General features: G+C 73.9%; 22 protein-coding genes and 1 pseudogene. 18 read left to right on the top strand and 5 right to left on the bottom strand.

All coding sequences use genetic code 11. From position 1 onward, the window contains the following. Positions 1 to 16: 16 nt before the first annotated feature. Positions 17 to 1,063: pseudogene (locus ACYVPE_RS27325) on the bottom strand (medium chain dehydrogenase/reductase family protein); the annotation flags it as partial. 128 nt (positions 1,064 to 1,191) lie between these two features. Between ACYVPE_RS27325 and ACYVPE_RS27320 the strand changes: the two are divergent. Continuing rightward, positions 1,192 to 1,875 carry a TetR/AcrR family transcriptional regulator gene (locus tag ACYVPE_RS27320; RefSeq protein WP_461036385.1) on the top strand — a complete coding sequence of 228 codons (684 nt, stop codon included), beginning with the start codon at positions 1,192 to 1,194 and terminating at the stop codon, positions 1,873 to 1,875. Between the two features lie 101 nt (positions 1,876 to 1,976). On the opposite strand, the gene ACYVPE_RS27315 is transcribed toward ACYVPE_RS27320, so the two are convergent. Beyond that, entirely contained in the window at positions 1,977 to 2,342 is a 366-nt protein-coding gene (locus ACYVPE_RS27315; protein WP_461036384.1) for a hypothetical protein, read from the bottom strand. A gap of 655 nt (positions 2,343 to 2,997) precedes the next feature. Between ACYVPE_RS27315 and ACYVPE_RS27310 the strand changes: the two genes are divergently transcribed. From ACYVPE_RS27310 to ACYVPE_RS27290, 5 genes are all read left to right on the top strand, one after another. Beyond that, positions 2,998 to 3,261 (top strand): hypothetical protein, encoded by a 264-nt coding sequence (locus ACYVPE_RS27310; protein WP_461036383.1) that lies wholly within the window; start codon positions 2,998 to 3,000, stop codon positions 3,259 to 3,261. Between the two features lie 7 nt (positions 3,262 to 3,268). Further along, complete coding sequence (locus ACYVPE_RS27305; RefSeq protein WP_461036382.1) at positions 3,269 to 4,036, top strand: helix-turn-helix domain-containing protein; 768 nt, start codon at positions 3,269 to 3,271, stop codon at positions 4,034 to 4,036. A gap of 123 nt (positions 4,037 to 4,159) precedes the next feature. After that, entirely contained in the window at positions 4,160 to 5,062 is a 903-nt protein-coding gene (locus ACYVPE_RS27300; protein WP_461036381.1) for an aldo/keto reductase, read from the top strand. Positions 5,063 to 5,118: 56 nt separating this feature from the next. Then, the gene (locus ACYVPE_RS27295; protein ID WP_461036380.1) at positions 5,119 to 5,892 is read left to right on the top strand and encodes an SDR family NAD(P)-dependent oxidoreductase; all 774 of its coding nucleotides are present in this window, start codon (positions 5,119 to 5,121) and stop codon (positions 5,890 to 5,892) included. Between the two features lie 103 nt (positions 5,893 to 5,995). After that, entirely contained in the window at positions 5,996 to 6,388 is a 393-nt protein-coding gene (locus ACYVPE_RS27290; RefSeq protein WP_461036379.1) for a nuclear transport factor 2 family protein, read from the top strand. Positions 6,389 to 6,403: 15 nt separating this feature from the next. Here the strand turns inward: ACYVPE_RS27290 and ACYVPE_RS27285 are convergent, their stop codons facing one another. Genes ACYVPE_RS27285 through ACYVPE_RS27275 form a run of 3 tightly spaced genes read right to left on the bottom strand, consistent with a single transcriptional unit; the run spans position 6,404 to position 8,785 of the window. Beyond that, on the bottom strand, positions 6,404 to 7,576 hold the full coding sequence (locus ACYVPE_RS27285; RefSeq protein ID WP_461036378.1) for a UDP-N-acetylglucosamine--N-acetylmuramyl-(pentapeptide) pyrophosphoryl-undecaprenol N-acetylglucosamine transferase: 1,173 nt from the start codon (positions 7,574 to 7,576) through the stop codon (positions 6,404 to 6,406). 57 nt (positions 7,577 to 7,633) lie between these two features. Beyond that, positions 7,634 to 7,957 carry a divalent-cation tolerance protein CutA gene (cutA, locus tag ACYVPE_RS27280; protein ID WP_461036377.1) on the bottom strand — a complete coding sequence of 108 codons (324 nt, stop codon included), beginning with the start codon at positions 7,955 to 7,957 and terminating at the stop codon, positions 7,634 to 7,636. An 18-nt stretch (positions 7,958 to 7,975) separates the two neighbouring features. After that, complete coding sequence (locus ACYVPE_RS27275) at positions 7,976 to 8,785, bottom strand: FHA domain-containing protein (protein ID WP_461036376.1); 810 nt, start codon at positions 8,783 to 8,785, stop codon at positions 7,976 to 7,978. A 161-nt stretch (positions 8,786 to 8,946) separates the two neighbouring features. Between ACYVPE_RS27275 and ACYVPE_RS27270 the strand changes: the two genes are divergently transcribed. The 12 genes from ACYVPE_RS27270 to ACYVPE_RS27215 form a co-directional block, all read left to right on the top strand. Then, positions 8,947 to 10,902, top strand: coding sequence for a polysaccharide lyase family 7 protein (locus ACYVPE_RS27270; protein ID WP_461036375.1), 1,956 nt, complete (start codon positions 8,947 to 8,949; stop codon positions 10,900 to 10,902). Positions 10,903 to 11,063: 161 nt separating this feature from the next. Then, positions 11,064 to 11,405: a WXG100 family type VII secretion target gene (locus tag ACYVPE_RS27265; protein WP_461036374.1), complete on the top strand. Its 342-nt coding sequence runs from the start codon at positions 11,064 to 11,066 to the stop codon at positions 11,403 to 11,405. Positions 11,406 to 11,436: 31 nt separating this feature from the next. After that, complete coding sequence (locus ACYVPE_RS27260; RefSeq protein ID WP_461036373.1) at positions 11,437 to 11,751, top strand: hypothetical protein; 315 nt, start codon at positions 11,437 to 11,439, stop codon at positions 11,749 to 11,751. Positions 11,752 to 11,778: 27 nt separating this feature from the next. Beyond that, the gene (locus ACYVPE_RS27255) at positions 11,779 to 12,171 is read left to right on the top strand and encodes a hypothetical protein (RefSeq protein ID WP_461036372.1); all 393 of its coding nucleotides are present in this window, start codon (positions 11,779 to 11,781) and stop codon (positions 12,169 to 12,171) included. Then, the gene (locus tag ACYVPE_RS27250; RefSeq protein ID WP_461036371.1) at positions 12,168 to 13,436 is read left to right on the top strand and encodes a hypothetical protein; all 1,269 of its coding nucleotides are present in this window, start codon (positions 12,168 to 12,170) and stop codon (positions 13,434 to 13,436) included. The genes ACYVPE_RS27255 and ACYVPE_RS27250 overlap by 4 nt, the downstream gene beginning before the upstream one ends. Before the next feature lie 21 nt (positions 13,437 to 13,457). Continuing rightward, on the top strand, positions 13,458 to 13,820 hold the full coding sequence (locus ACYVPE_RS27245; RefSeq protein ID WP_461036370.1) for a hypothetical protein: 363 nt from the start codon (positions 13,458 to 13,460) through the stop codon (positions 13,818 to 13,820). 3 nt (positions 13,821 to 13,823) lie between these two features. Next, a complete protein-coding gene (locus tag ACYVPE_RS27240) occupies positions 13,824 to 16,211 on the top strand; it encodes a TPR repeat region-containing protein (RefSeq protein ID WP_461036369.1) in 2,388 nt (795 codons plus the stop codon). Continuing rightward, on the top strand, positions 16,208 to 20,248 hold the full coding sequence (eccCa, locus tag ACYVPE_RS27235; RefSeq protein WP_461036368.1) for a type VII secretion protein EccCa: 4,041 nt from the start codon (positions 16,208 to 16,210) through the stop codon (positions 20,246 to 20,248). Before ACYVPE_RS27240 ends, eccCa begins: the two co-directional genes overlap by 4 nt. Positions 20,249 to 20,251: 3 nt before the next feature. Further along, positions 20,252 to 21,673: a type VII secretion integral membrane protein EccD gene (eccD, locus tag ACYVPE_RS27230; RefSeq protein WP_461036367.1), complete on the top strand. Its 1,422-nt coding sequence runs from the start codon at positions 20,252 to 20,254 to the stop codon at positions 21,671 to 21,673. Continuing rightward, a complete protein-coding gene (mycP, locus tag ACYVPE_RS27225; protein WP_461036366.1) occupies positions 21,670 to 23,064 on the top strand; it encodes a type VII secretion-associated serine protease mycosin in 1,395 nt (464 codons plus the stop codon). The genes eccD and mycP overlap by 4 nt, the downstream gene beginning before the upstream one ends. A 2-nt stretch (positions 23,065 to 23,066) precedes the next feature. Next, the gene (gene eccB, locus ACYVPE_RS27220; protein ID WP_461036365.1) at positions 23,067 to 24,464 is read left to right on the top strand and encodes a type VII secretion protein EccB; all 1,398 of its coding nucleotides are present in this window, start codon (positions 23,067 to 23,069) and stop codon (positions 24,462 to 24,464) included. Continuing rightward, positions 24,461 to 25,224: type VII secretion protein EccE (locus ACYVPE_RS27215; RefSeq protein ID WP_461036364.1), on the top strand; the 764-nt coding region annotated here is incomplete at its 3' end. The genes eccB and ACYVPE_RS27215, both read left to right, overlap by 4 nt.

The raw sequence follows: 25,224 nt of genomic DNA, 5'->3' as shown, positions 1-25,224 counted from the left end.
GGGGGCGGGGGCGCCGGGGGTTCAGGACGACCTTGCCGGCGACGGTGCCGGACTCGGCGAGACGGAGTGCGTCCGCGGCCTGGGCGAGTGGGAGTCGGGCGGCGATCGGGGCCGTTATCTCGCCGCGCCGGTGGGCGGCGAAGAGTTCGGTGAGGTCGGCGCGCAGCCGGGCGCGGAACCGCCCCTTGGCCAGGGCGCGGCCGGCCCAGAGGTTGTAGAAGTAGGCGCGGCGGCGGTTGGGCAGGGTGTTCCACAGCCAGACCCGGCCGAGCAGTTTGAGCACGGGCAGCTGCTTGGATCCGCTGTCGTCCCTGGTGGCGGCGGTGCCGTAGGAGACGAGGGTGCCGCCGGGGGCGAGGAGGCGCCAGGAGTCGACGATGCCGGGGCCGCCGACGTGGTCGAAGACGGCGGCCACGCCGCCAGGGGCGAGATCGCGCACCCGCGCGGCGACGTTCTCGGTGCGGTAGTCGATCGGGACGACGCCGCGCTCCCGGAGCACGGTGTGGTGGCGCGCGGCGGCGGTGCCGATCACCCGGGCGCCGGCGGCGATCGCGAGCTGGACGAGGACCGAGCCGACGCCACCGTTGGCGCCGTGCACCAGGACCGTCTGCCCGGCGCGGACCCTGGCCCTGCGGTGCAGCATCTGCCAGGCGGTGACGCCGTTGACGACCAGGGTCTCCGCCTCGGCGGCGCCGACGCCGTCGGGGACCGGGACGAGATCGGCCGCGTCGACCAGGACGTGGCTGGCCCAGCCGCCGACCTTGAGCAGCGCCGCCACCCGGGTGCCGACCAGCTCCGGCGCGACACCCTCGCCGGCCGCCTCCACCGTGCCGACCAGGTCGTAGCCGGGCACGAAGGGGAACGGTGGCTGGTCGTAGTAGCGGCCGCGGCGCATCTGCTGCTCGGCGAAGGAGACCCCGGTGGCCTCCATCCGGACCAGGGCCTGCCCGGGGCCAGGGGTGGGGATGGCGCCCCGCCGGATCACCAGCCCCTCGGGCTCCACCGTGCCCGGCAGGACGACCTCGACGAGCCCCTCGTTCCCCTTGGCTCCCTCGGCGTTCATGACGACCTCCTCCACTGCGCTGCGCGCTTCGTTACCTGTTTTCGTGTTCGTGAGAAGTTCTAACACCCAGCGAAGGTGAGTGTCAAGAGGAATCGTGATAGCCTCTAACTGAACGGAGAGGTGGACCGATGGCGAAGACGACGGAGCCGGACGAGAAGGCGCGACAGGGGCGGACTCCACGCGAGCGCTACCGCGCCCAGGTGCGGGCCGAGATCAAGGAACACGCGTGGGAGCAGATCGCCACGGCGGGCGCGTCCGCGCTCTCCCTCAACGCGATCGCCAAGCGGATGGGCATGAGCGGCCCGGCGCTCTACCGCTACTTCGCCAGCCGCGACGAGCTGATCACCGAACTCATCAGGGACGCCTACCGCAGCCTCGCCGACACGCTCCGCGCGGCCGCCGAATCCGGCGCGGGCGTGCCCGACCTCGCCCAGGCCATCCGCGGCTGGGCCCTGGCGGACCCGCAGCGCTACCTGCTCATCTACGGCACCCCGGTGCCCGGCTACCACGCGCCGGACGACATCACCGAGTTGGCCAGGCAGATCATGGCCACCCTGCTCGACGCCTGCGCCGCGCTGCCAGCCGGCCAGGAGCGCACGCCGTTCGAGGCCTCCTTCGAGTCCTATCTGGCGAACCACCGGCAGTGGGCCGGCGAGCACCCGGCCGAGCCACCCGCCCTCCGCCGGGCCCTGGCCGGCTGGACGCGGATGCACGGCGTGCTCTCCCTCGAACTCGCCGGCCACTTCACCGGGATGGGGATCGACCCCGCACAGCTCTTCGCGGCCGAACTCGATGCCCTGCTCGCCGGCTGAAACGCGCCGCGCCCCCACCGGCACGGCCGGCGGGCGCCGAGGTCGCCACGTCGAAGACGTGCATCATCCCGCGATCGGTGCCCTCGGGGAGCACCACGGCGTCAGCCGTCCGCCCCGGGTCGAGCGCCATCGGCCGGGTCGCGAACACCCGGAAGGTGCCGTCCCCGGCCCACCTCGCTGTCCCGGTTCTCCGCGGCGCTCTCCACGCTGACGAAGCTGAGCCCGGTCCGCGCGGTCACCCGGGCGCCGTCGGCGAAGGTGAGCCAGGCCCCGGTGTCGTGCCGGTAGTCCACGCCGACGTCGTCGGTGCTCTTCTCGGCGTGCGTCGCGCCGACCGTCAACTCGCCGTCCCGCCACACGCCGTAGGAGGCGAAGTCACGGTCGTAGGTGGTCGAGAAGCAGGCCCGGTAGAGGCCAGCGGCAGGCCGCGCCGCCAGGCGCGTGCGGAGGATCCCGAGGGCATCCACGTTCCCCTTTCACACCTGAGGTGAGGGGCGCCAGTCTCGTGGGAGAACAGGAGAGCCGCCCGAAGGGAAGCCGTCGTCCAGGCCAACGGCGGGCGTCGTACCACGGCGGCCGCCCGGGTGGGCATGAAGAAAGCCGATGCCTCGCCGTGGAGACAGCGAGATCACCGGCCTTCCCGGAGCACGTGCGGCAACACGAACTCCCGGCGCCCCTGACGGCTTCCGTCGGAGCCAGCAGCACTCAGGAGCGGCAGGCTGCCGCACCCCCTGTGCGACGCCCGTTCTGCCATCCAGTGAAGCCCGTCCGCCGGGTCGCCGGCAACCACCCCCACGCCCGCGACGCGGCCATACCTGGGACGCCGGCTGAACCAATCGCCCCCGCGCCACCACCCGCCGGGGCACCGCGCGGGGAAACCGCTCGGGCACGGCGCGGCGCGCGGTACGGCCCACCGTCGCCCGGCGGCCGCCGGATACCGGGACACCCGTGAGCCAACGCCCGCTGACGCCCCGTTGGCCGCCACCCGCCTGGGATGCTGGGGCGAGGCACCACATGACCGGTGGCGGCAACCACCCGTAGTGCCTCACCGCTTGGAGCCAGCAGCACCGTCCGGTGATTGGTGATCCCAGGTCACCGGACGGCCGGAAAACAGGAGCCGTCATGGCCGACACGACCGTACCCGCCTCCCCCGTGCCACCCCCGCGGTTCGGCATGCCCCACGCCCTCGTGATCATCTGCTTCATCGCCGCGTCCTCGGCCCTGGCCGTCACGGGCATGGCCGTCCAGGACGTGCTCGTCCTGCTGAGCGGGGCCGGCGGCATCGGCGCCGGCGTGCTGCTGACCGCCGGCTACGGCCGGCCCCGGGCCGCGGCCGGCGGCGCGCTGCGCCGCATCGTCAGCGCCGCCCTCACGCCGGGCCGATGAGGCCGGCGTGGGGCGCCCCGAACTTCCCGTCGACCAGGCCGTGCCCCGCCTCGCCGCACTCGCCGCGTTCCTGCGCGAGCAGCGCCGGCTGGCCGGGGCCACCTACCAGGAACTCGCCGCCCACGCACGGGTGTCCGAGGCGACCCTGAAACGCGCCGCCTCCGGCCGCACCCTGCCCAAGCGCGCGGTGGTCGCCGAGTACCTCACGGCCTGCACCGCCCGGAACTGGCGGCACCGGCGGCGCGTGTTGCGGCAGGGCGAGCGGCTCTGGCGCCGGGCCAGGCGCGCCGTCCACACCCCGCCGGGCGCCGCGGCGGTGCCCCGCCCGCACTTCGTGCGCGACGCCGGCGACCTGAGCGGCGCCCTCCGGGACCTGCACGTCGCGGCCGGCCGGCCCTCGCTGCGGACGATGGAACGGCGCGCGGGCGGATTCGGCGCGCTGCCGCACAGCACCGCGCACCGGATCGTGCGCGGGGAGACGGTTCCCGGCACCGAACAGCAGCTGCTCGCCTACCTGCGGGCCTGCGAGGTGCCGGTGCCGAAACAGGCGGCCTGGCTCGCCGCCTGGCACAAGGCCAGTCGCTCCGCGAGGTGCCCACGCACGCCGCCGGCACCCGCGGCGGCCGGTACGACATCAGGCCGAGGCCGGCCAGGGTTGCCACCCCCGCAGGGGCACCCGGCCGGGAAACCCGTACCAGACAGGGGCATGGAAGCGACCGGGTCGGGTCGGTCGCCGCTGACCGCGTCGGCGGCGAGGCCGCGGTACGCCGCGTAGCGGATCGTCGCGGCCCCGCGCCGCCCCTCCCGCGCGGCGAGGCGTCCAGGCCCCGGATCCGGCCGACGGGCACACTGGGTGACCGATCGAACACGCCACCCCAGGCCGAGGAGGCCCGCCCGCATGACCGTGACCAGCACCAATCCGTCCCTCACCCTCCCCAACGGCGTCGAGATGCCCGCCCTCGGCCTCGGCGTCTACCAGAGCGCACCCGAGGACACGGTCGACGCCGTGCGGATCGCGCTGGAGACCGGTTATCGACTCATCGACACCGCGGCGGCCTACTTCAACGAGCGGCAGGTAGGCGAGGGCATCGTCAGGTCCGGCGTCGACCGGTCGGAGATCTTCGTGACCACCAAGCTGTGGATGAGCGACTACGGCTACGACCAAGCGCTGCGCGCCTTCGACGCCAGCCTGCGGAAGCTGGGCCTCGACTACCTGGACCTCTACCTCCTGCACTGGCCGGTACCCGCCGATATGGAGGCGACCATGGCCGCCTACCGCGCCGCCGAGCGGCTGTTCGCGGACGGCCGGGTGCGGGCGATCGGCGTGTGCAACCACAACCCCGACCACCTCGCGCACCTCCTCGAACGCACCGAGGTCGTGCCGGCGGTCAACCAGGTCGAGCTGCACCCGTTCTTCACCCAGCGGGCGGTGCGCGAGGCCGACGCCGAGCACGGCATCATCACCCAGTCCTGGTCGCCGCTCGGCGGGGTGAACGTCTACCAGGCCGACGACCCCACCGCCGCGAGGAACCCGCTCGAACACCCCACGGTGCGCGGCCTGGCCGACGCCTACGGCAGGACCCCGGCGCAGATCCTGCTGCGCTGGCACCTGGACCACGGCCTCTCGGCCATCCCCAAGTCCGTGCACGCCCACCGGATCAGGGAGAATTTCGACGTCTTCGACTTCGCGCTGACCGCCGAGGAGATCGCGGCGCTCGACGCCCTGGACACCGGCGTCCGGGGCGGCCCCGACCCCGACGAGGTGAGCCCCGCGGTGTTCCCGCTGACCATCGACGACTGACCCGGCTCCGCTGAACCCGACTCCGCTGAACCCGACTCCTCGGGAGGACGCACACCATGGCACGTGTCTTCGTCACCGGCTCCACGACCGGCCTCGGCCTCGGGGCCACCCGGCAACTGCTCGACGAGGGCCACCAGGTGACCCTCCACGCCCGCGACGAGCGGCGGGCGGCGGAGCTGGCGGAGTCGCTCGGCCGGGACGCCGAGGTCGTGGTCGGCGACCTGGCGGACCCCGACGAGACGGGCGCCGTCGCGGAGCAGGTCAACCGCCTGGGCCGGCAGGACGCCGTGATCCACAACGCCGGCGTCTACCTGGAGCCGCGCCGCGTCGCCACGCCGGACGGCCACGCGCGCGTCCTCGCCGTGAACACCCTCGCGCCCTACCGGCTCACCGCCCTGATCCGGCGCCCTGGGCGGCTCGTCTACCTCAGCAGCGGGGCGCACGAGGGCGGCGACGCCTCGCTGCGGGACGTCGACTGGACGGCGCGCCCGTGGCGCTCGGGCCAGGCGTACAGCGACAGCAAGCTGTACGTCACGGCGCTCGCCGCCGCGGTGGCGCGGCGCTGGCCCGGCGTGGCGAGCAGCGCCGTCGACCCGGGCTGGGTCCCCACCAGGATGGGCGGCCCGGGCGCGCCGGACGACCTGACGGAGGGGCACGTCACCCAGTGCTGGCTCGCCGTCTCCGACGACGCCGAGGCGGCCGAGGGCGGCGGCTACTGGTACCACCGCCGCCGCCGGGAGCCGCACCCGGCCGTCCGGGACACGGCGTTCCAGGACCGGCTGCTCGACACACTGGCCGAGCTGACCGGCGTCCCCTTCCCCGCCGCCTGAGGCCCTTCCGAGGCTCTTCCCGGGCGGGAGGGGGTTTCGATCGCGGCGCGGCAGGTACCCGGGGCGGTGTCGTGAGTGCCCCCGGACCGTCGAGGAGCTGTCCATGCCCGCCGATTCCCCGAACGTCGCCGTCGTCCGCAGGCTGTACGACTCCAAGGGCGACCCGGCCGTCGCCCGGGAGCTGATGTCCCGGGACATCAGCTGGGACGTCACCCCCGGCTTCCCCAGCGGCGGGGTCTATCACGGGGCGGAGAGCGTCTCCCGCGACTTCTTCGGCTCGCTCCGCCCGCTGTTCGAGTACTTCCAGCCGGTCGGCGACGAGTTCTTCGAGGCCGCCGACCGCGTCTTCGTCCTCGGCCACTACCACAGCCTCACCAAAGCGGGCCACACGACGGACGCGCGCTTCGCCCACGTCTGGACGGTCCGTGACGGCCGCCTCACCAGTCTCTGGCAGACGGCCGACACGGTCGTGATCGACCGGGCCCTGGCGGGCTGACCGCCAGGGCGGGGGCTACCCGGCGGCGACGGACAGGAGCACGTCCACGAGCCGTTCCGCCGCGTCCGGGCGTCCGTGCGCCCGAGCCGCCGCGGCCATCGCCTGCCGGCGCGCCGGGTCGACGAGCAGCGGGCCGACCGCCTCCCGCAGGTGGTCGGCGGTGACCTCGCCCTCCAGGGCGACCGCCGCGCCGGCCTCCTGGAGATGCCGCGCGTTGTGCGCCTGCTCGTTGCCCGCCGAGGACGCCAGCGGCACGAAGACCGCGGGCTTGCCGAGCGCGGTCAGCTCCGCGAGGGTGCCCGCGCCGCTGCGGGAGATCACGACGTCGGCGAGCGCCAGCACGTCGGGAAGCTCGGAGCCGACGAACCCCGTCAGGTGGTAGCGGCCCGCGAGGTGCGGCGGCAGCGAGGCGGCGGCCGACCGCAGCGCCTCGACGTTCGCCGGCCCGCACTGGTGGACGAGGTTGGCGCGCTCGAGGAGCCACGGAAGGGCGTCCCTGATCAGGCCGTTGATCTGCTGCGCGCCCTGGGCGCCGCCGGTGACGTAGAGCGTCGGCAGCCGCCGGTCGAAGCCGGGCAGCCCGAGCGCCGCGATCGCCTTGTCCGGGTGCCCCGTCAGGACCTCGGGCCGCACCGGGTTCCCGGTCACGACGGCGGCGGACCGCAGCTCCTCGGGCAGGAGCGGCAGCGAGGAGTCGGAGGAGAGCGCGATCCGGGCCGCCGAGCTCGCCAGCCGGCGGTTCGCGAGACCGAGCCGGACGGTCTGCTCGTGCAGCACCAGCGGACGCTTCGCCATCCGGGCGGCGAGCCCGGCCGGGACGGCCACGTAGCCGCCGGTCGCGAGCACCACGTCCGGCCGGAACCCGGTGATCAGCTTCCTGGCCTGGACGACGCCGAGCGGCACCCGCGCCATGTCGCGGACGTTCGCCGGGCCGAGCATCTTCAGCGGGTTCGAGGACCGCCGGATCTTGCCCGTCGCGACCGTCGCGAAGGCGATGCCGGCGGCCGGCGCGACCTTCGCCTCAAGACCCTCCGGGGTGCCGATCCACAGGACGTCGAGTGCGCCGCCATGGGCCGCCAACCTGGCCTGCAGCGTGCGGATCGCGGTGAGTGCGGGATACGTGTGACCGCCGGTTCCTCCCCCCGTGACGACGAGACGGAACGTGGCCGGGACGCGAGCATCATTCACCCGGCGCACCTTACTTGCTCCCGCCCGCCGCCCGGCGCGCGCCTCCGCCCACGGCGGTCAACGCACCGCGGTCTCCTGGTCGATCCAGGCCAGATACGCCGCGCTGCCGTGGACGATGTCGGCGGCGACAATCTCCGGGGTGTCGTAGGTGTGGACGGCCCTGAGGTGCGCCTCCAACTCCGCGTACCCGGCCGCCGGCAGCTTGTACAGCACGCGCCACTCCTGGTCGGTCCGCACCGCGCCCTCCCACCGGTACACGCTGGTGATCGGCCCGTCCACCTGCGCACAGGCCGCCAGCCGCGCCTCCACCGCCGAGCGCGCCAACTCCTCGGCCGCTTCCCTGCTGTCCGTCGTCGTCAGAACCGTGATGTGGTCGGCCATGCCGCCACCGTAGCGGGGTCAGACGTCGATGTCCCCGTCGTCCATGAGGGCCAGATCGGCCCTGAGGATCGTCGTGCTCACCAGCAACTCCATGATCAGGTTGTGGTTCAGGGTGTTGCCGACCGGCGGTGGGACCTCCTCCTCCAGGAGCCCCGGCACCGCACCGCTCAGCCGCTTGCGGACGTTCGTCACGATGTGCGCGGCGCGCCGCTCGCTCCACCGCTCGTCCGGGCGCAGTTCGCCGAGTTCGGCGGCCACCTGGGCCCAGGTGAGCGGCTGCGGATAGGGCTCGTTGCGCAGGTAGCGCTGGCCGAGGCAGACGATCACCAGCTTCTCGACCGGGCTCAGCGGCCAGAGCCTGGGCCCGCGGGTCTCGGCCTCGTGTTCCACGGCCGGCGGCGCCGACGGCACCGGGCCGGCGATCCGCACTTCGAGCAGGTGCTCCTGGCGCGGGCCGCGGATGAACAACGGCGTGTAGCCGGTGGGGAGTTCGGCACGGTCCCCGCAGAGCACCAGGCGGGAGGGCGGGACGCGGATCGGCAGCCGGCCCGCGTTGTGCAGCACCCAGTGGTCGCGCTCGCGCGCGATGTACCCGTGCTGCCGGCTGACGTGCGGGTCGTCCGCGCCCACGCAGACGTGGACGTCGGCCTCGCTGCGGCCGAAGACCAGCCGGAACTCGGTGTCGGGCGCGACGCTCATGCCGCCGCCGGGGCCGAGGACGAACAGCGTGCCGGCCCGGACGGCGGCGGGAAGGCCGCGCGACAGGCTGCCGAAGTCCCTCGGCAGGATGTTGACCTTGCTCGACGAGTTGGGTGCCGGCAACGCCACGGTCCGCCCCCTCTCCGTGAGTCATCACAAGGTTACCGTTCCCGCCCTCCGTTCCGGCCGTCCGCGCACCGCCTGCCAGACGTTCTCCGGCACCCCTCTCGAAGGCCGCCGGCTACGGTCGCGCGGACATGTCCGGAACTCGAACGCGGAGGACGATACCTGTGACACATACCCGCTTGTCCCGCTTCGCGCCCCGGAGGGGCGGGCGACTGCCGCTTGCGGCCGCCTTCCTCGTCGCGGGGACGGCGGCGTTGGGCGTGCCGGCGACGGCGCAGGCCGCCGACGAGCAGTGGACCCCCGGCGCGAGCGCCGTCACGGCGAGCACCAGCGACGAGAACGAGCCGGCGAACGTCGTCGACGGCGACCTCGGCACCCGGTGGTCGGGCGAGGGCGACGGCGCCTGGCTGCAGTTGGACCTCGGCGCGACGAGGACGGTCGGCGAGGTCAAGCTCGCCGTCTACCAGGGCGGCAGCCGCCAGAACGTCTTCGAGCTGCAGTACTGGGACGGCTCCCGCTGGGTCACCGTCTACGACGGCCGGAGCAGCGGCCGGACGACGGCCCTGGAGTCGTACGAGTTCGACCCCGTCCAGACCTCCAGGATCCGCTACCTCGGCCACGGCTACGAGGGTGGCGGCGAGGGCGACTGGAACAGCCTCACCGAGGTCGAGGTCTGGAGCGGCTCCGAGGGCGACGACGGGGGCGGCGGCGACGCCGAACTGCCCTCCGACGTCCTCGACCTGAGCGACTGGAAGGTGACGCTGCCGATCGGCGGAGACGAGGACCCCACCGAGATCTTCCAGCCCGAACTCGACGGCTACTCCCACGACCCCTACTTCACGGTCGACGACTCGGGCGACGCGGTGCGGTTCCGCGCGCCCGTCAACGGCGTGACCACCGGCGGCTCCAGCTATCCGCGGTCCGAGCTGCGGGAGATGGAGCCGGGCGGCGGGGACGAGACCGAGTGGTCCTCGACGTCCGGCACCCACACCATGACCGTCCGGGAGGCGTTCACCCACCTGCCGGAGGACAAGCCCGAGGTCGTCGGCGCCCAGATCCACGGCGGGGACGACGACGTCACCACGGTGCGCCTGGAGGGCGAGGAGCTCTGGCTCACCGACCCCGACACCAGCAACTACCACCTGCTCGACGACGCGTACGAGTTGGGCACGGTCTTCGAGATCAGGTACGTGGTGAGCGGCGGTGAGATCGAGATCTACTACAACGGCCGGTTGGAGACGACCCTCGAACACCGCGACTCCACCAACTACTTCAAGGCCGGCGCCTACACCCAGGCCAACTGCGGCAACTCCTCCCCGTGCAGCTCGTCCAACTACGGCGAGGTCGAGATCCACGACGTGACCGTCACGCACGACGACGGCGACCGGGAAACCGACCCTGACCAGACGGAGGCCGCCGAGCGGTACGACTGGGGCACCCCGCACCCGATCTCCGACGAGTTCGACTACACGGGCCCGGTCGACCCCGAGCGGTGGGCCGTGCCCTCGGGCGACTTCGGCGGCACGGAGGGCTGCTGGCCTGGGCATGCCGAGAACGGCCGCCGCTGCGCCGCGAACAGCGCCGTCGCGGACGGCATCCTCACCATGACCGGCGAGGCGAACGGCGACACGGGGTGGCTCAGGCAGGACATGGAAACCCAGTACGGCCGCTGGGAGATCAGGTCGCGCTCCCGCAACACCGGTGACAGCGGCGGCACCTACCACCCGCTGCACCTGATCTGGCCCACCGCGGGCAACCGGCTGGAGAACGGCGAGTACGACTGGGTGGAGTACTCCAACCCGGACGCCCAGTGCCTCACGTCGTTCATGCACTACCCGGAGAGCCCCACGGACGAGAAGGAACGGGCCGACCTCTGTCCCGTGGACATGACCGAGTGGCACAACTTCGCCTTCGAGTGGACGCCGGACGCGTTGGTCGGCTACGTCGACGGCGAGGAGTGGTTCCGCTACGCGGACGGCGCGAACGACGAGCGCGGCGACATCCAGGACATGCCCTCCGGGCATCTCAACATCCAGCTCGACAACTTCACGGGTGAGAGCGGCCTGCGGCCGGCCGTGTTCGAGGTCGACTGGGTGCGGTTCTACGAGGCGACGGCGTAGCCCGTCGCCTCCCTCCCACGGCCCGCCGGTTTCCCCCCGGCGGGCCGTTCCGCTTGCTGCGCGAAGTCGTTCGGGACCCCTGCCGAGTGCCCTCTGCTTCCATCCCCTCAGCAGGTCAAGTGACCGGCACCACGCGGAAGGAACGGAAGGAAGAGGCACCGATGTACGAAGAGGTCAAGCTCTCACCCGAAGAGGTCGACCGCGTCATGGCCATCGTCGCCGGCGCGTACGGCGACATGGAGCAGGTCTCCACGCGGATCGGCGCGCACGCCGGCACGGTGGGCGCCGCCTACAACGGCGCGGGCACCGCGACCGCCGTGGAGACCTACGAGAACCTCGGCCGGGCCGGCCAGGCCCTCGCGAACGCCCTGAACGGACTCTCCCAGGACCTGGGAGCGACGTCCGCCACCGGCCGGGAGACCGACGACGCGGCGCACGGCGCGCTGGGCCGGGTGGTCCCCGTCAACGTGTCATCCGACGCCTCCGTCGCCGCCCAGATCTGACCGTGCCGCACGGCACCCGAGAGGAGAAACCATGTCGTTCAACGGAATGATCGAGTTCAGGAACGGGAACCTCGACGGCATCCAGTCCCAGACCGCCGGCCAGCAGGACGAGTACACCCGGATCTGGCAGGACGTGCAGCGCCAGATCATGGGCCTCGTGGCGGCCGGCCTGGTGGACCCCCAGATCGGCGCCACCCTGGAGGAGCGCGACCGGATCTTCCAGCGGGAGGCCGCCGGCTACGACGAGAGCGTCACGTCGCAGAACACGGCGATCCGCAACGTCCAGAACATCGGCAACGAGGGCGGCGCGGCGATGGTCCGCGCCGCGTCGGGCGGCCGGGCCTGACCGCCCGAGGGGGTTGCTGGAGACGTCATGGATCACGTCAGGATGAACATCGCCGCCACCCGGGATGTCGAGGCGGCGGCGGCCGAGCGCGACCGGCTCGCCAGGATGATGGAGAGCGCCGGCGGTATCGGCGCCGACGCCGGCATGTTCGGCCGGGTGCCGAACGGCGCCGCGGCGGCGGCCGCGCTGACCGCGGCCATCGCCAGCGTGACCCGGCAGGTCACCGAGGGCGGGCGGACTGTCGACGACATCCGCAACAGCGCCGCAGCGGCGGCCAGGATCGGCGAGCAGTCCGACCAGGAGGCCGCCAGGGTGCTGGCACAGGCGCGGACGTCCGCCCTCGGGGACTTCGACGCCCGGGTCACCGGCCAGGAACAGGCCCGGGCCAGGCTCGACTTCGCGGAAGGCATGGCGTCGTGAGCATCGCGGCGGCATCGGCCGCCTTCCGGCAGACGATCGAGACGATCAAGAGCGCGCGGGAGTACCAGATCAGGGCGGCCTCCGGGGCCTGGTTCACCCTGGCCAACGCCGGTATGGAGGAGAGCGCCGCGCTCACCGCCACGGCACGGGGAGCGGCCGCGGAGCCGGGCGTCGGCCTGCCGGAACTCTCCGCACGGCTGGACGAGATGTCCGGCTTCACGTCGAGCACCGCGGCCCTGGCCCAGCAGGTCTCCGCGCAACTCCAGCGGGCCGGCGACCACACGGCGCGGGCCGTGCAGGAAGCCATCCAGTTGGAAACGCAGTTCGAGCAACTCATGGCCCAGCGCGGCATGTTCTCGTCGTCCCACGCCGAGCAGGCGATGGAGGGCCAGATCGACGCCCTCAACGCGCGGGCGCAGGCGGTGCTCACGGCGCTGGACCAGGAGTACGCCAACGTCGTCGCGGGCGAGGCGCCGCCGGCCCCCACCGCCGGCGGCCCCAGTGCTCCCGTCGCCGCACCAACGGCCTCCGCGGCGACGGGCCCCTCCGGGGCGGCGGCGGCTGGCGCCGCCGCCTCGGGTACGGGGGGATCCGCGGCGGCGGCCGAGGCCTCGGCCGCCGCCGCGGACCAGCAGGCGCCCAACGGCGCCGCGGTCGGTGCCGGGGAGTACCCGGCGTCCAGCGTGCTCGGCCCCGAGCGGGGCGACTTCGCCGGCTGGACGCGCGACCCCAGCACCGGCTACCTGGTCGACCCGGCCACCGGGCGGGAGTTCGACTCGGCCGCCGGCCGGTGGATCGACCCGGTCACCGGCAAGCCGTTCGGTGACGTCACGGAGTACGCGGCCCGGCTCTCGGGCCTGGGCGGCGGCGCCGGCGGCATCGCATCCCCCGCCGGCCTGGCCATGGTCGGCGGCGGGGCGGGGAGCGTGGGCTCCGGCGGTCTCGCCGGCCTCTACGGCGGCGTGCTGCCGCCGAGCATCGCCGGCGCCGGCGGGCTCGGCGGGCAGCTGGTGGGCCAGGCCATGACCAACATGAACCAGCGGGCGCACGTCGCGACCCAACTGGCCATGCGCGAAGCGGCCCAGGGCGGCCGCCCGTTCATGCCCCCGCCCGCCATGGCGGGCGGCGCGGCCGGCGGCGCCACCCGCGGCGCCCAGGGCCGCGGCGCCCAGGGCCACCAGAACCGGCGGCTCACCGACCTGACCGAGGACCCCGACGTCTGGGCCCCGCGCCCGGGCGCCGCGCAGGGCGTGCTCGGCGACTAGCAGAGCAGAAGGGAGAACGACATGTCCGCAGACGGCCTCTGGTACCTCCCCGAGGGCTTCCGGGAAGCGGCCCGCGCCAACACCGACACCGCCGACGCGGCGGAGACCACCCGGCAGCTCCTCAACCAGGTGCAGGTCGACGCCGCCAGCTACGGCGGGGCCGACGCCTTCGTCAGCGCCCTCACCGAGACGCGCGACACCCAGGCCCGCGGCGCGGCCCGCGCGGCGGAGGGCAGGCAGAACATGGCCGCCGCGGACACCCAGGTCGCCGACACCGGCGAGCAGATGGACGCCGCCGCCGGTCAGGCACTCGGCGCGGCGTCCATACGGGTACCGGCGGACCAGAGCGTCGCCGACGGTCTGGCCTGGAACCACAACGGATGAGTCATGGCGAACCCTGGATTCGATTTCACGAGAGAAGAAATAGTGGCGAGGGCTGGCGGCCAGGATCCGTGGGCCACCCAAACCAGATTCAACGGCGAGATCAATCTCCCCCATATGGCCCGCGCCGGCGACGCTTTGCTGGAGGCGGCGGACGGCGCACGCGATGTCAAGGACCTCGCCACGCGCGCTGACGCCATCTCGGAGCCGGCCGGGGCCGTGAACGGTGCCCCGTTGGCTGTCTCCAGCGAGCGGTTCGACGAGACGCGGGTCAATATCAGGGACGAACGGCTCGACCAGGCCGTCGAATACAACTTCAGAGCGATGAGAAGGGCGTCCGACACGCTGAACCAGGTCAATGCGGCGATCACCCCGAACGGACTGGACGCCAGGATCGGGAACTACCAGGCCGAGGCGCTGCAGGACTGGAACTACTGGGAGACGACGCGGCAGGGCATCCAGCAGCAGTACCAGAACAATCCGACGGCGACGTTGCCGACGATCGTGTACAAGCAGAACAGCGTGACCTTCGGCCGGCTGCCGGACGGGACCGTCACGCTTCCGCCCGAACTGCCCACGAACATCCGGGATACGTATCTTCAAGGGGCCGGCGACGACGCTCGCGGAACCGGCGGCTCGATCGATGCCCAGATCGCGATGTACCGCCACGCGCTGACGGAAATGGCAGCGGACCTCGGAGAGTGGGGATACAACGTCGCATCGGGGCCGGTGGACATATTCGCCACTCCGGAGATGGCGCGGTTCACGGCCGAGCGGATCAACGCCGAGATGGCGAAGGACAACCCCGACGAGCTGTATCTCGAGTTGTACACCGAGAACCTGCAGTCGATCACCGGCGGCGTCTTCGGGGATCCCCTCGCCCCGGGCCAGGTGGCCCAGCGGGGGCTGACCCCTCAGGAGAGCACCTACCTGCAGGCGTTCTACAACACGCTCAGCCCCGAGGCACTCGCGAAGCTGGGGTCGATGGAAGACCTCAGTGGCTTCGCGAAAACGAACGTCGCCAACGGCATCGACATGCTGATGAACCCGGACATCGGCGGCATCGACGTGTCGGGCACCGGCGGCGCGCAGCAGGTGCCCGACTCCATCGCCGAGTACCTCTACGGCTACGACCAGCGCATCACAGAACCGGGCGGCGTCGAGGCGTTCAACGGCTTCGGCAGGCTGATGGAGAGCTCCGCCCTCACCCCCGGCGACGACTTCGCCCGCACCACGGGCATCGCCTCCCTCGGAGTACAGGAGGCCATCGACCGCCGCAACTTCGTCCCCAGCGAGCCGCTCACCGGCAGCAGCGACCTGCTCTCCCACGCGTCCCGCAACGCGGACGCCTCACTCGACCTGCTCTCCCAGCAGAGCACCCGTGAGCGGTTCCTCGCGGTCGACTGGCAGGACAGCCAGGGCATCGCCGACGTCATTCGCAGCGCCACGTACCCCGGCGCGGAGGGGCTGACCGTCGAGCAGAAGAGCGTCGCCGACGGAGTCCTCACCTTCTACACCGATAATCCCGAGGAACTCGTCCCCGATTGGAGCACGGACGGTCCTCCCCCCGACTTCCCACCCGACGTCGTCCCCCTCCAAGGAGCCGTGGCCGATACCGCGCTTCGCCGCATGGACGACATCGCCGGCTATGGCGCGAATCCCTATGCCGAACGCGACAGGTACGGCACGTTCAGCCTCATGGCCGCCGCGGACCCGACGGTCAACGAGTACTTCAAGACCGGAGTCAACGCCGTTCAGTACGGCCTGGCCTATGAGCGCTACGCGGATGGCGGCGCGGACGCCTTCACCACGATGAATCGGATCGGCACCCTCAATCAGTTGGTCAGTTGGGGCGAGCAAGACGTGATCAACCACTATCAGGGCCGCGAGGACAAGGAGAACGAGCTGCGACGGGATCTCGCCACAGCGAGCGCGGGAGCCATTCTGGGTGTCGCCGGAATGGCTCCAGGTCCCCTCGGCGTCGGCATGTCCTTGACGGAGCAGGGCTGGTCGGTGGCGGAATCGGCTTTCCCCGAATTCGAACCGCAGGCGCCGCGGGCCTTGGGCGACTACCAACTCGAAGGTGCCTTCCTCAACGACGAGAGGATGCGCTACACCGTGCTCTCGGCCCTCGCCGCCGCGCACAACGAGGGGGCGCCCCTGGACCGGATCGACATGCCGCCCGCCAGCACCGTCACAGAGCGATTCGACATCGCCGGAAGTGTCGCGAACCCCGCGCTGGACGACGTCGAGGAGCGGCTGGGGGGCGACGTCAGCCGTGACATCGCCGCCGCCATGGGGTCACGCCACGTCCCGGAGTTCAATCCCGACGACAGGGCGACGGCCGAGCGCCGCCTGGATCCTTCCGAGCAGGCCGAGGAGCAACCGAGGTGAGCAGGGAGACCATCACCGTGTTCCGGCGCCCCCCGCGGGCCGCGCAGCCCGTCGTTCCCGACCAGAGGGTCGTCGTGCAGGCACCGCCGCAGCTGCCGCAGCCGGAGGACGCCAACGCGTGGATGATGGCGTTGCCCGCGCTCAGTGGGCTCGGTTCTGTGATGTACATGTTGACGATGGGGCGCGGCCCCATCGGGTACGTCGTCGGGGCGATGTTCCTCGTGTCGTGTGTGGCCATGGTCGTCGGGTCCGTCGTCTGGCAGCGGTCGAAGACCAGGACCGTCGCGCGCAACGACCGGCGGGAGTATCTGCGGTATCTGGAGCGCACCAGGACGGAGGTGCGGCGGACCGCGCTGGCGCAGCGGCGGGCGTTGGAGTGGGACGCGCCGGATCCGCGGGCGTTGTGGGTGGTGGCGGAGAGCCGGCGGATGTGGGAGCGGCGGGCCGGGGACGACGACTTCGGGGTGGTGCGGGTCGGTTCGGGGGCGCGGTATCTGGCGACGCCGCTGGTGGCGGCCGAGACCGCGCCGGTGGAGGACCTGGATCCGCTGAGCGCCGTGGCGTTGCGCCGCTTCGTCGACACCCACGCCGTGGTGCCCGACCTGCCGCTGCTGCTGGCGTTGCGCCGGTTCGCCGCGCTGTCCTTCGACGGGGCGGGCGAAGGGGCGCGGGCGGTGGCGCGGGCGGTGCTCGCGCACGCGGTGACGTTCCACTCGCCCAAGGATCTGCGCGTCGTGGTCTGCGCCGCCGACATCGAGGGGCCGCGCTGGTCGTGGGTGAAGTGGCTGCCGCACGCGCACCATCCGCGGGACGTGGACCACGTCGGGCCGGTGCGGATGCTGCATCCCTCGCTCGCCGCGCTGGAGGAGTGGCTGGGCGCGGAGTTGACCCGCAGGACGCGGTTCAACCGGAGCGCGCGGCCCGATCCCGAGCTGCCGCATCTGCTGGTGGTGCTCGACGGCGGCCTGGTCACCGGCGGCGAGGCGCTGCTCGACCCGAACGGGCTCCAGGCGGTCACCGTGCTCGAGGTGGCCGGGAACGCGACCGCGCCGCTGGTGGAGGGGCACGGGGTGCGGCTCGAGGTCGACGGGGAGCGGCGGCTCGCGGTGGTGGCGGGGGACACCCGGGACGAGTTGGGGCGGGCCGGCGGCCTGTCGGCCGCGGAGTGCGAGGGGTTGGCGCGCCGGCTCGGGCGGTTCCGGGTGGACGTGGGGGCGTCGGCGGCCGACGCGGAGGATCTGACCGGCGTCGTCAACACGCTGCCGAGCCTGCTGGGGATCGCCGATCCGGGGCAGCTCGACCTGTCGTCGCTGTGGCGGCACCGGCCGATGCGCGACCGGCTGCGCGCCCCGGTGGGGGTGTCGGCCGACGGCGGGCTCCTGGAGCTGGACATCAAGGAGTCGGCGCAGAACGGCATGGGCCCGCACGGGCTGCTGGTGGGGGCGACGGGTTCCGGGAAGTCGGAGCTGCTGCGGACGCTGGTGCTGGGCATGGCGGCGACGCACGGCAGCGATCAACTGAACCTCGTGCTGGTGGACTTCAAGGGCGGCGCGACGTTCGCCGGGATGGCGGAGCTGCCGCACGTGGCGGCCGTCATCACCAACCTGGAGGACGACCTGAGCATGGTCGACCGGATGCGGGAGGCACTGTCGGGCGAGATCAACCGGCGACAGGAGGTGCTGCGGGACGCCGGGAACCTGGTCTCGGTCCGCGACTACGAGCGGGCCAGGCAGCGCGGCGTGCGACTCCCGCCGCTGCCCAGCCTGTTCATCGTCGTCGACGAGTTCTCCGAACTCCTCGCCCAGAAGCCGGACTTCGCCGACCTGTTCGCGCAAATCGGGCGGCTCGGGCGGTCGCTCGGGCTGCACCTGCTGCTGGCCTCGCAGCGCCTCGACGAGGGCCGGCTGCGCGGCCTGGAAGCACACCTGTCGTACCGGATCGGGCTGCGGACGTTCTCGGAGTCCGAGTCCCGCACCGCGATCGGCGTGCCGGACGCGCACCATCTGCCCAACGCCCCCGGCCACGGGTTCCTGAAGACCGACACCGCCACGCTCAGAAGGTTCCGGGCCGCGTACGTGTCGGGCCCGTACCGCACCGGTGGGGACGGCGGCGGCCCGGCGCTCGGCGGGGCGCTCGGCGTGCGCCGGTTCCCGGCGCGCCACGTGCCGGTGCCGGACGAGCAGCGGACCGAGCCGGAGCCGGCACCGGCGCCAGAACCCGACGAGTTCGGGGAGCACGAGGAGCTGGGCACCACGGTGCTGAGCGTCATGGTCGACCGGATGGCCGGGCAGGCGGCCCGGGCCCACCAGGTGTGGCTGCCGCCGCTCGACACCCCGGAGCCGCTCGACGCCCTGCTCGGCGACCTGGCGGTGCGCGAGGGGCGCGGCTTCGGCAGCTCCCCGGCCCGCCCGCCGCTGACCGCCCCCATCGGCGTCGTCGACCGCCCCTTCCACCAGCGCCGCGATCCGCTGGAGCTGGATCTCACCGGCGCCGGCGGCCATGTCGCCGTCGTCGGCGGCCCCCTCAGCGGCAAGTCCACGGCGCTGCGCGCCTTGGTCACCTCGCTGGCGCTGCGTCACACCCCGGAGGAAGTGCGGTTCTACTGCCTGGACTTCTCCGGCACGCTCTTCCCCCTCGTCGGCCTGCCGCACGTCGGCGGCGTCGCGGGCCGAACCGACACCGAGTTGGTCAACCGCACCGTCGCCGAGGTGCTGGAACTCCTCCAGACACGTGAGACCCGGTTCCGCGAGCTGGGCATCGAGTCGATGGCGGGCGTGCGCGCGGCACGGGCCGAAGGACGGCTGCCCGACGAGGGGTTCGCGGACGTCTTCCTCGTCGTCGACGGCTGGCAGGTGCTGCGGCAGGGCTACCCCGAGATCGAGGACGTGCTGATGGGCGTGGCCGGGCGGATGCTGACCTACGGGATCCACCTCGTCGTCACCGGCAACCGCTGGATGGACATGCGCATGAGCCTGCGCGACCTGCTCGGCACCAAGGTGGAGTTGAAGCTCGGCGACGCGCTGGACTCCGAGGTCGACCGCAAGCTGCAACAGACCGTCCCCACCGACCGCCCGGGGCGCGGCATCAGCGTGGAGAAGCTGCACTTCCTGGTGGCCGTGCCCCGCGCGGACGGCGTCCGCTCGGCCGACAGGCTCGCCGACGGGGTGCACGACCTGGTGCGCCGTGTCGACGAGGCGTGGCACGGGCCGCGGGCACCGAGGGTACGGCTGCTGCCCAGCACCTGGGATCCGGCCGCGCTGCCCGAGACGTCCGCGCGGCAGCCCGGCGTCGCGATCGGCGTGGAGGGCAACCGCCTCGAACCGGTCGTGCTCGTCCCCGGCGAGGACCCGGGCCTGATCGTCGTCGGCGACAGCGAGAGCGGCAAGACCGGCCTGCTGCGGTCGGTGGCCCGGCAGGTCGTCGCCGGGAACACGCCCCAGCAGGCGAAACTCGTGGTGCTCGACCACCGGATGACGATGCTCAGGGAGTTCGAGGGGCCGCACCTGCTGGGGTACTCGACCACCCTGGAGCGTTCGATGTCGGTCGTCGGCGGCCTCGCCGAGGGGCTGCAGAAGCGGGTGCCTGGCCCGGACATCACGCCCGAGCAACTGCGGAACCGCTCCTGGTGGACGGGGCCCGAGATCTACCTGCTGGTCGACGACTACGACCTGGTCGCCACCTCCCGGGGCAATCCGCTCACCGCGCTGCTCGACTTCCTGCCGCACGCCAGGTCCATGGGGCTGCACCTCTTCGTCACCCGGCAGGCCGGCGGCGCGGGCCGGGCCGTGCTCGAACCGGTGCTCGGGCGGATGAAGGAGCTCAACTTCCCGGCCGTGCTGCTCAGCGTCCCCAAGGACGAGATGCCGATCTGGGGGGTCAAACCCGCCCAACGCGCCAGGGGCCGCGGCCTGTTGCTGCACCGCAGGCTCGGCAACGTGCCGGTGCAGCTCGCCCGTGCGGAGTCCGACACCGCACTCCGAGACTCCAGTCCGACACCACCCTCCGACACCCCAGTCCGTCCACGTAGGGACCGATGAGCCATGAGCGCCAGCCCGACCCTCCGCCCAGCCGCCCCGCCCACCACGGCGGCGTTCGTCCGCATCGGCCTCGCCGGGCCCGCGGGCCGCGTGGACCTCGCCGTCCCGGCGGCCGTGCCACTCGCGGTGCTGCTTCCGACGCTGCTGCGCCACGTCGGCGTCGACCCGGGCCCCGACGGCGGGGTGCGGCACGGCGGTTGGGCGGTGCACCGGGTCGACGGCAGCCGTCTCGACGCCGCCACCTCCCTGGCCGAACAGGACGTCGCCGAGTGCGACCTGCTGTTCCTGGCCCACGGCGACGCCGACGCCACCCCGCCGCTCTACGACGACGTCGTGGAGGTCGTCGGCGAGCACGGCGTCCGCGTCACCTGGCCGGCCAGGGCCAGCCGCCACGGCGCCGCCGCGCTGGTCGCCCTGGCCCTGCTGACCGGCTGCGCCGCGCTCGCCGTGGCCCCGGGCGCGGTGCCTGGCTGGCTCGCGCTGGCCACGGCCGCGCTCACGCTGGGAGTGGGGGTGCTGGCCTCGCGCGGCTTCGACGACCTCCGCGCGGGGACGTTCGCCGGCCTGCTCGCGGTGGTGCCCGCCGTGGTGGGCACGGTCCGGCTGCTGGGCGCCGGCCACGACGCGGAAGGGCTCGGCGCGACGCACCTGCTGGTGGCGTGCGCGGTGGTGGCGGCGCTCGGCATGCTGGGCCCCGTCCTGGTCGGCGGCGGGGACGGGGCGTTCGCCGCGCTGGTCGTCGCGGGGCCGCTGGCGGCGGTGGGGGCCGCGCTCCCCGTCATCTGGCGGGACGTCGGCCCGGCGGAGGCGGCGTCGGTCGCCGGGCCCTTCGCGCTGGCGCTGACCACGCTGTGGCCCACGCTCGCGCTGCGCGTCGCCCGCCTACCCGCCCCGCAACTCGCCTCCACCACCGAGGAGTTGGAGCGGCTGCCGAGCCTGCTCGCACACGAGCGGCTGACGGCGCGGGTCGCCGCGGCGCGCCGGTTGCTCGGCGGGATGGTCCTCGGCAGTCACCTGGTCGCGGGCGGGGCGACGCTCTGGCTCCTCGCCGCCACCGAACTGTGGGCCGGGGTGCTCGGCGGCGTCCTGACCGCGCTGATGCTGCTGCGGGCCCGGCTGTTCCGGGAGTCCGCGCAGGTCGCGACGGCGTCGGTGACGGCGTTTCTCGCGGCCTGCGGGGCGGCGGTGTTCACGGTGGTCGACCGCTGGTCCCAGCCGGCACCGCTGCTCGGCGTCGTGTTGCCGGTGGTCCTGACGGTCGCCCTGGTCGCGGCCGGGGTGGGGCTCGCGGCCGGGCGCCGCCGTCCCAACCCCCGGCTGGTCAGGGCGCTTGACGTGCTGGAGACGCTGCTGCTCGTGGCGGTGGTCCCGCTCGCGCTCGCCGTGTGGGAAGTCCCCGGCGCCCTGCTGAACCTGAGGGCGTGAGGGCCGTGCCCGACCACCGGTCGTCCCTCGGCACGGCGCTCGCACTCCTCGCCGCCGCCGTGTCCGCCGTGGCGCTGTCCGGCGCCGTCAGCCCCGCCGCCGCCTCGGCGCCGTGCCGCACGACGGTGGGCCCGCAGGAGCTTCCCGACGGGGTCGAGCTCCGCCCGCTGGTCGAGCTGCTCGGGCTGCCCCAGGCCTGGGACCTGTCCACCGGCCGGGGCGTCACCGTCGCCGTCGTCGACTCAGGCGTGGACGCCGCCCACCCCGATCTCGAAGGGCGGGTGGAGCGCGGCCGGGAGTTCGTCGGAGTGCGCGACGAGCGGGAGTTCACGGCCGAGGCCCCGGCACGGCAGCGGGACTGCGAGGGGCACGGCACGGCCGTGGCCGGACTGATCGCGGCGGGCGGTGCCGAGGGCGACGGCGTGACGGGGGTGGCGCCAGGGGCCACCGTCTACCCCGTCCGCATCGCCGACGGCGTGGAGCGGGCCACCCCGCGCACGCTCGCCGCCGCCATCGACGACGCCGTGGCGGGCGGCGCCGGCGTCGTCAACCTCTCGCTCGCCGTGGCCACCGACCACGAGCCGATCCGGACGGCCGTCGAACGCGCCCTGGCCGCGGACGTCGTGGTCGTCGCGGCGGCGGGCAACGAGGGCAACGCCAACGTCAGCGGCGGCCTGATGTACCCGGCGGCCTACGAAGGGGTGCTGGCCGTCGGCGCCGTCGACGCCGAAGGCGCGCCGCTCGACTCCTCCAACTCAGGACCCTGGGTGGACCTGGCCGCGATCGGCGCCGACCAGGTGGTGGTCTCCCCCGGCGGCGAGGGCTACCGGGTGGCGGGCGGGACCAGCATGGCCGCCGCGCAGGTCTCGGCCGCCGCCGCGCTGGTGCGGTCCCGCTTCCCCGAACTGTCGGCCGCCGAGGTCGCGGAGCGGCTGACCCGCTCGGCCACGCCCCTGGGCGGCGGCCGGAACGACCACACCGGCACCGGCCTCGTCGACCCGTTCGGCGCGCTCACCCACCTCGAGGGGCCGGAGCACGCGGAGGACGGTGCCGAGGCACCGGCGGGCCGCGTCGACGTTCCCCCCATCCCCCGCGACGAGCCGCTGCTCGACCCGACCCGGACGACCGGACTCGCCGTCAGCGGCGTGCTGCTGCTCGCCGTGCTGCTCGGGCTGTTGGCGGCGCCCGGGGTGCGGCGCGCCGCCGGGCGCGGCTGGCGGGCCGGCTCCGCCCGAGACCGGCCGGCCGCCGAGCCGACCGCCCCGCCGGAACCCCCCGCCGCCCGCCTCGCCGGGCTCGGCGGCGGCGAAGGCGGAAGCGCCGGCAGCGGCGACGACGGCACCACCACCGACCACCCGACCGCGCACCAGAACCGGAAGCGGACACCCTAGCCATGGCAACGACACGCGAGCAGGCGGAGGCGCACGCGTACGCCAACCGCCGGATGAGCACCAGCCTCCTGCGAGGCGCGGACGAGGCGCGTCTCGATCCGCGCCGCCGGTTGAACCGCGCGCTGGGCGCCAGCCTGGCGGTCGGCGTCCTCGTCGTCGCCGGCTTCGGCATCGCCGGCTGGCTCGGCGGCGGGCGGGGCCCGTCCCTGCCGAGCGACGGCGCGGTGGTGGTCGGCGCGAGCGGCGACTCCTACGCGGTGGTGGACGGCGTGGCGTACCCCGCGCTCAACCTCGCCTCCGCGCTGCTGGCCGGCGGCGGCCAGCTCACCGAGGTGCGCCAGGCGACCCTGGACGAGGCGCCGCGCGGGCTGCCCGTCGGGATCCCCGGCGCCCCGGACGCGCTGCCGGACGCCGACGACCTGCTCGACGGCGCCTGGACACTGTGCGCCACGCCCGCCGAGACCGGCGAGGAGCCGGTGGACACCGCGCTGTTCGTCGCCGTGCCTGGCGTGCCGACCGGGGACACCGAGGGCGGTGGGGCGACGCTGCTCGCTCAGACGGAGGACGACCGTCTCTGGCTGCTGACCGAGGGCCGGCGGTACGCCGTCGAGCCCGGCGTCCGCGACCTGTTGGGGCTCCCCAGGCAACCCGTGCGACTGCCCGCGGAGTTCGTCGCCACCGTCCCCGAAGGCCCCTCGATCACCGTGCCGGAGCCGGCGGCGGGCGCCGGCGACGCGCCCTCGGTCGAGCTGCCCTTCGACGCGGCCGTCGGCGACATCGCCCACACCGACGACGAGGGCGCCGCCCGCCAGCACTTCCTGGTGCGTCCCGACGGCCTCGCCCCCGTGTCCGAACTCGTCCACACCCTGCTGGTCACCTGGCCTGGCGAGGACCACGCGATCACCTTCTCGGCGGCCGCAGCCGCGCCCCGCACCGGCGGCGACCCGGGCGATCCGGCGTGGCCCGAGGAGGTGCCCGAGGCCGGGGCGCCGGAGCGCAACCAGCCCGTCTGCGTCAGCACCCCGCCGGGCAGCGAGCCGGGGAACGCCCCCTGGCGGGCGACCGTGCACCTGCCGCCGACCATGCCCGACCCCGGGGACACCGCGCCCGTCGCGGCCCTGAACGGCGGCCGGCTGGGCCTGTTGGACCGGATCTACCTGCCGGCGGGCTCGGGCGCGGTGGTGCGCGCCGCCTCCTCCGGCGGCGCGGGCGGCACCCACACGCTGGTCACCGACGGCGGCGTGGCCTACCCGTTCGCCTCGCCGGACGCCGTCGAACGCCTGGGGTACGACCCGGCCGCGGCGCCGTCCCTGCCCACCGCCTATGTGGCGCTGCTGCCGGCCGGGCCGGTCCTCGACCCGGAGGCGGCGGCCGAGGAGCGAAGGAGTGAGAGCGAGTGACCACGCTGATCGGACGCCTGCGCATCGGACGCCTGCGCATCGCCCCCGCGCGGTCCTGGCGGGCCCGGCTGGTGGCCGTGGAGGCCGGGCTCGGGGGCGTCGCCGCCGGCCTCGTGGCGCGGAGCGCCTGGGGCCACTGGGCGTATGTCCTCGTCGGCGCCGGGGCGCTGCTGGCGCTCGGCTCGCTGGCCAGGTTCCGCGGGGACTGGGTCGACCGGCGCCTGCTGGCCAGGCTGCGGCGCGGCCGGCTGGCCGTCACGGCGCCGCCCGCGGCGCGGGCCGGCGGCCTCGGCGTGGCCAGGGCGCTGCTGCCGGCCCTCACCGTCACGGAGGTCACCGACCGCAACACCCCAGGACGCTGGGGGCACCTCCCAGGCCCCCAGGGGCCTGGGGGAGGGCTCGGCGTGGTGTCGGACGGGCGCGGGCACGCCGCCGTCGCCGCGTTCCCCGGCGGCGTGCTGCCCGCGCTGCCCGCCGAGATCGTCGCCCGCTGGCTGGCCGCCGACCCGGCCGGGCCGGCGGCCGCGCAGATCGTGGTGGAGCGGTTCGGCGTCTGGTCCCGGGACTTCCACCACCGGTTCCAACCCACGGTGGCCTACCGCCAACTCCCCTTCGGCGGCCGCCCGGTCGCGGTGCGGTCCTGGCTCGTGGTGCGCTACGAGCCGCTGGACGCCCCCGAGGCCGCCGCCAGGCGCGGCGGCGGGCAGGGCGGCGCGCACGCCGCCGCGGCGGCGGCCGCCGAGCGGCTGCGCGCTGAGCA

Source organism: Streptomyces mayteni, from assembly GCF_054783955.1.
Note: the sequence above shows the minus strand (reverse complement) of the source record. Positions and strands in the feature narration are given on the sequence as shown.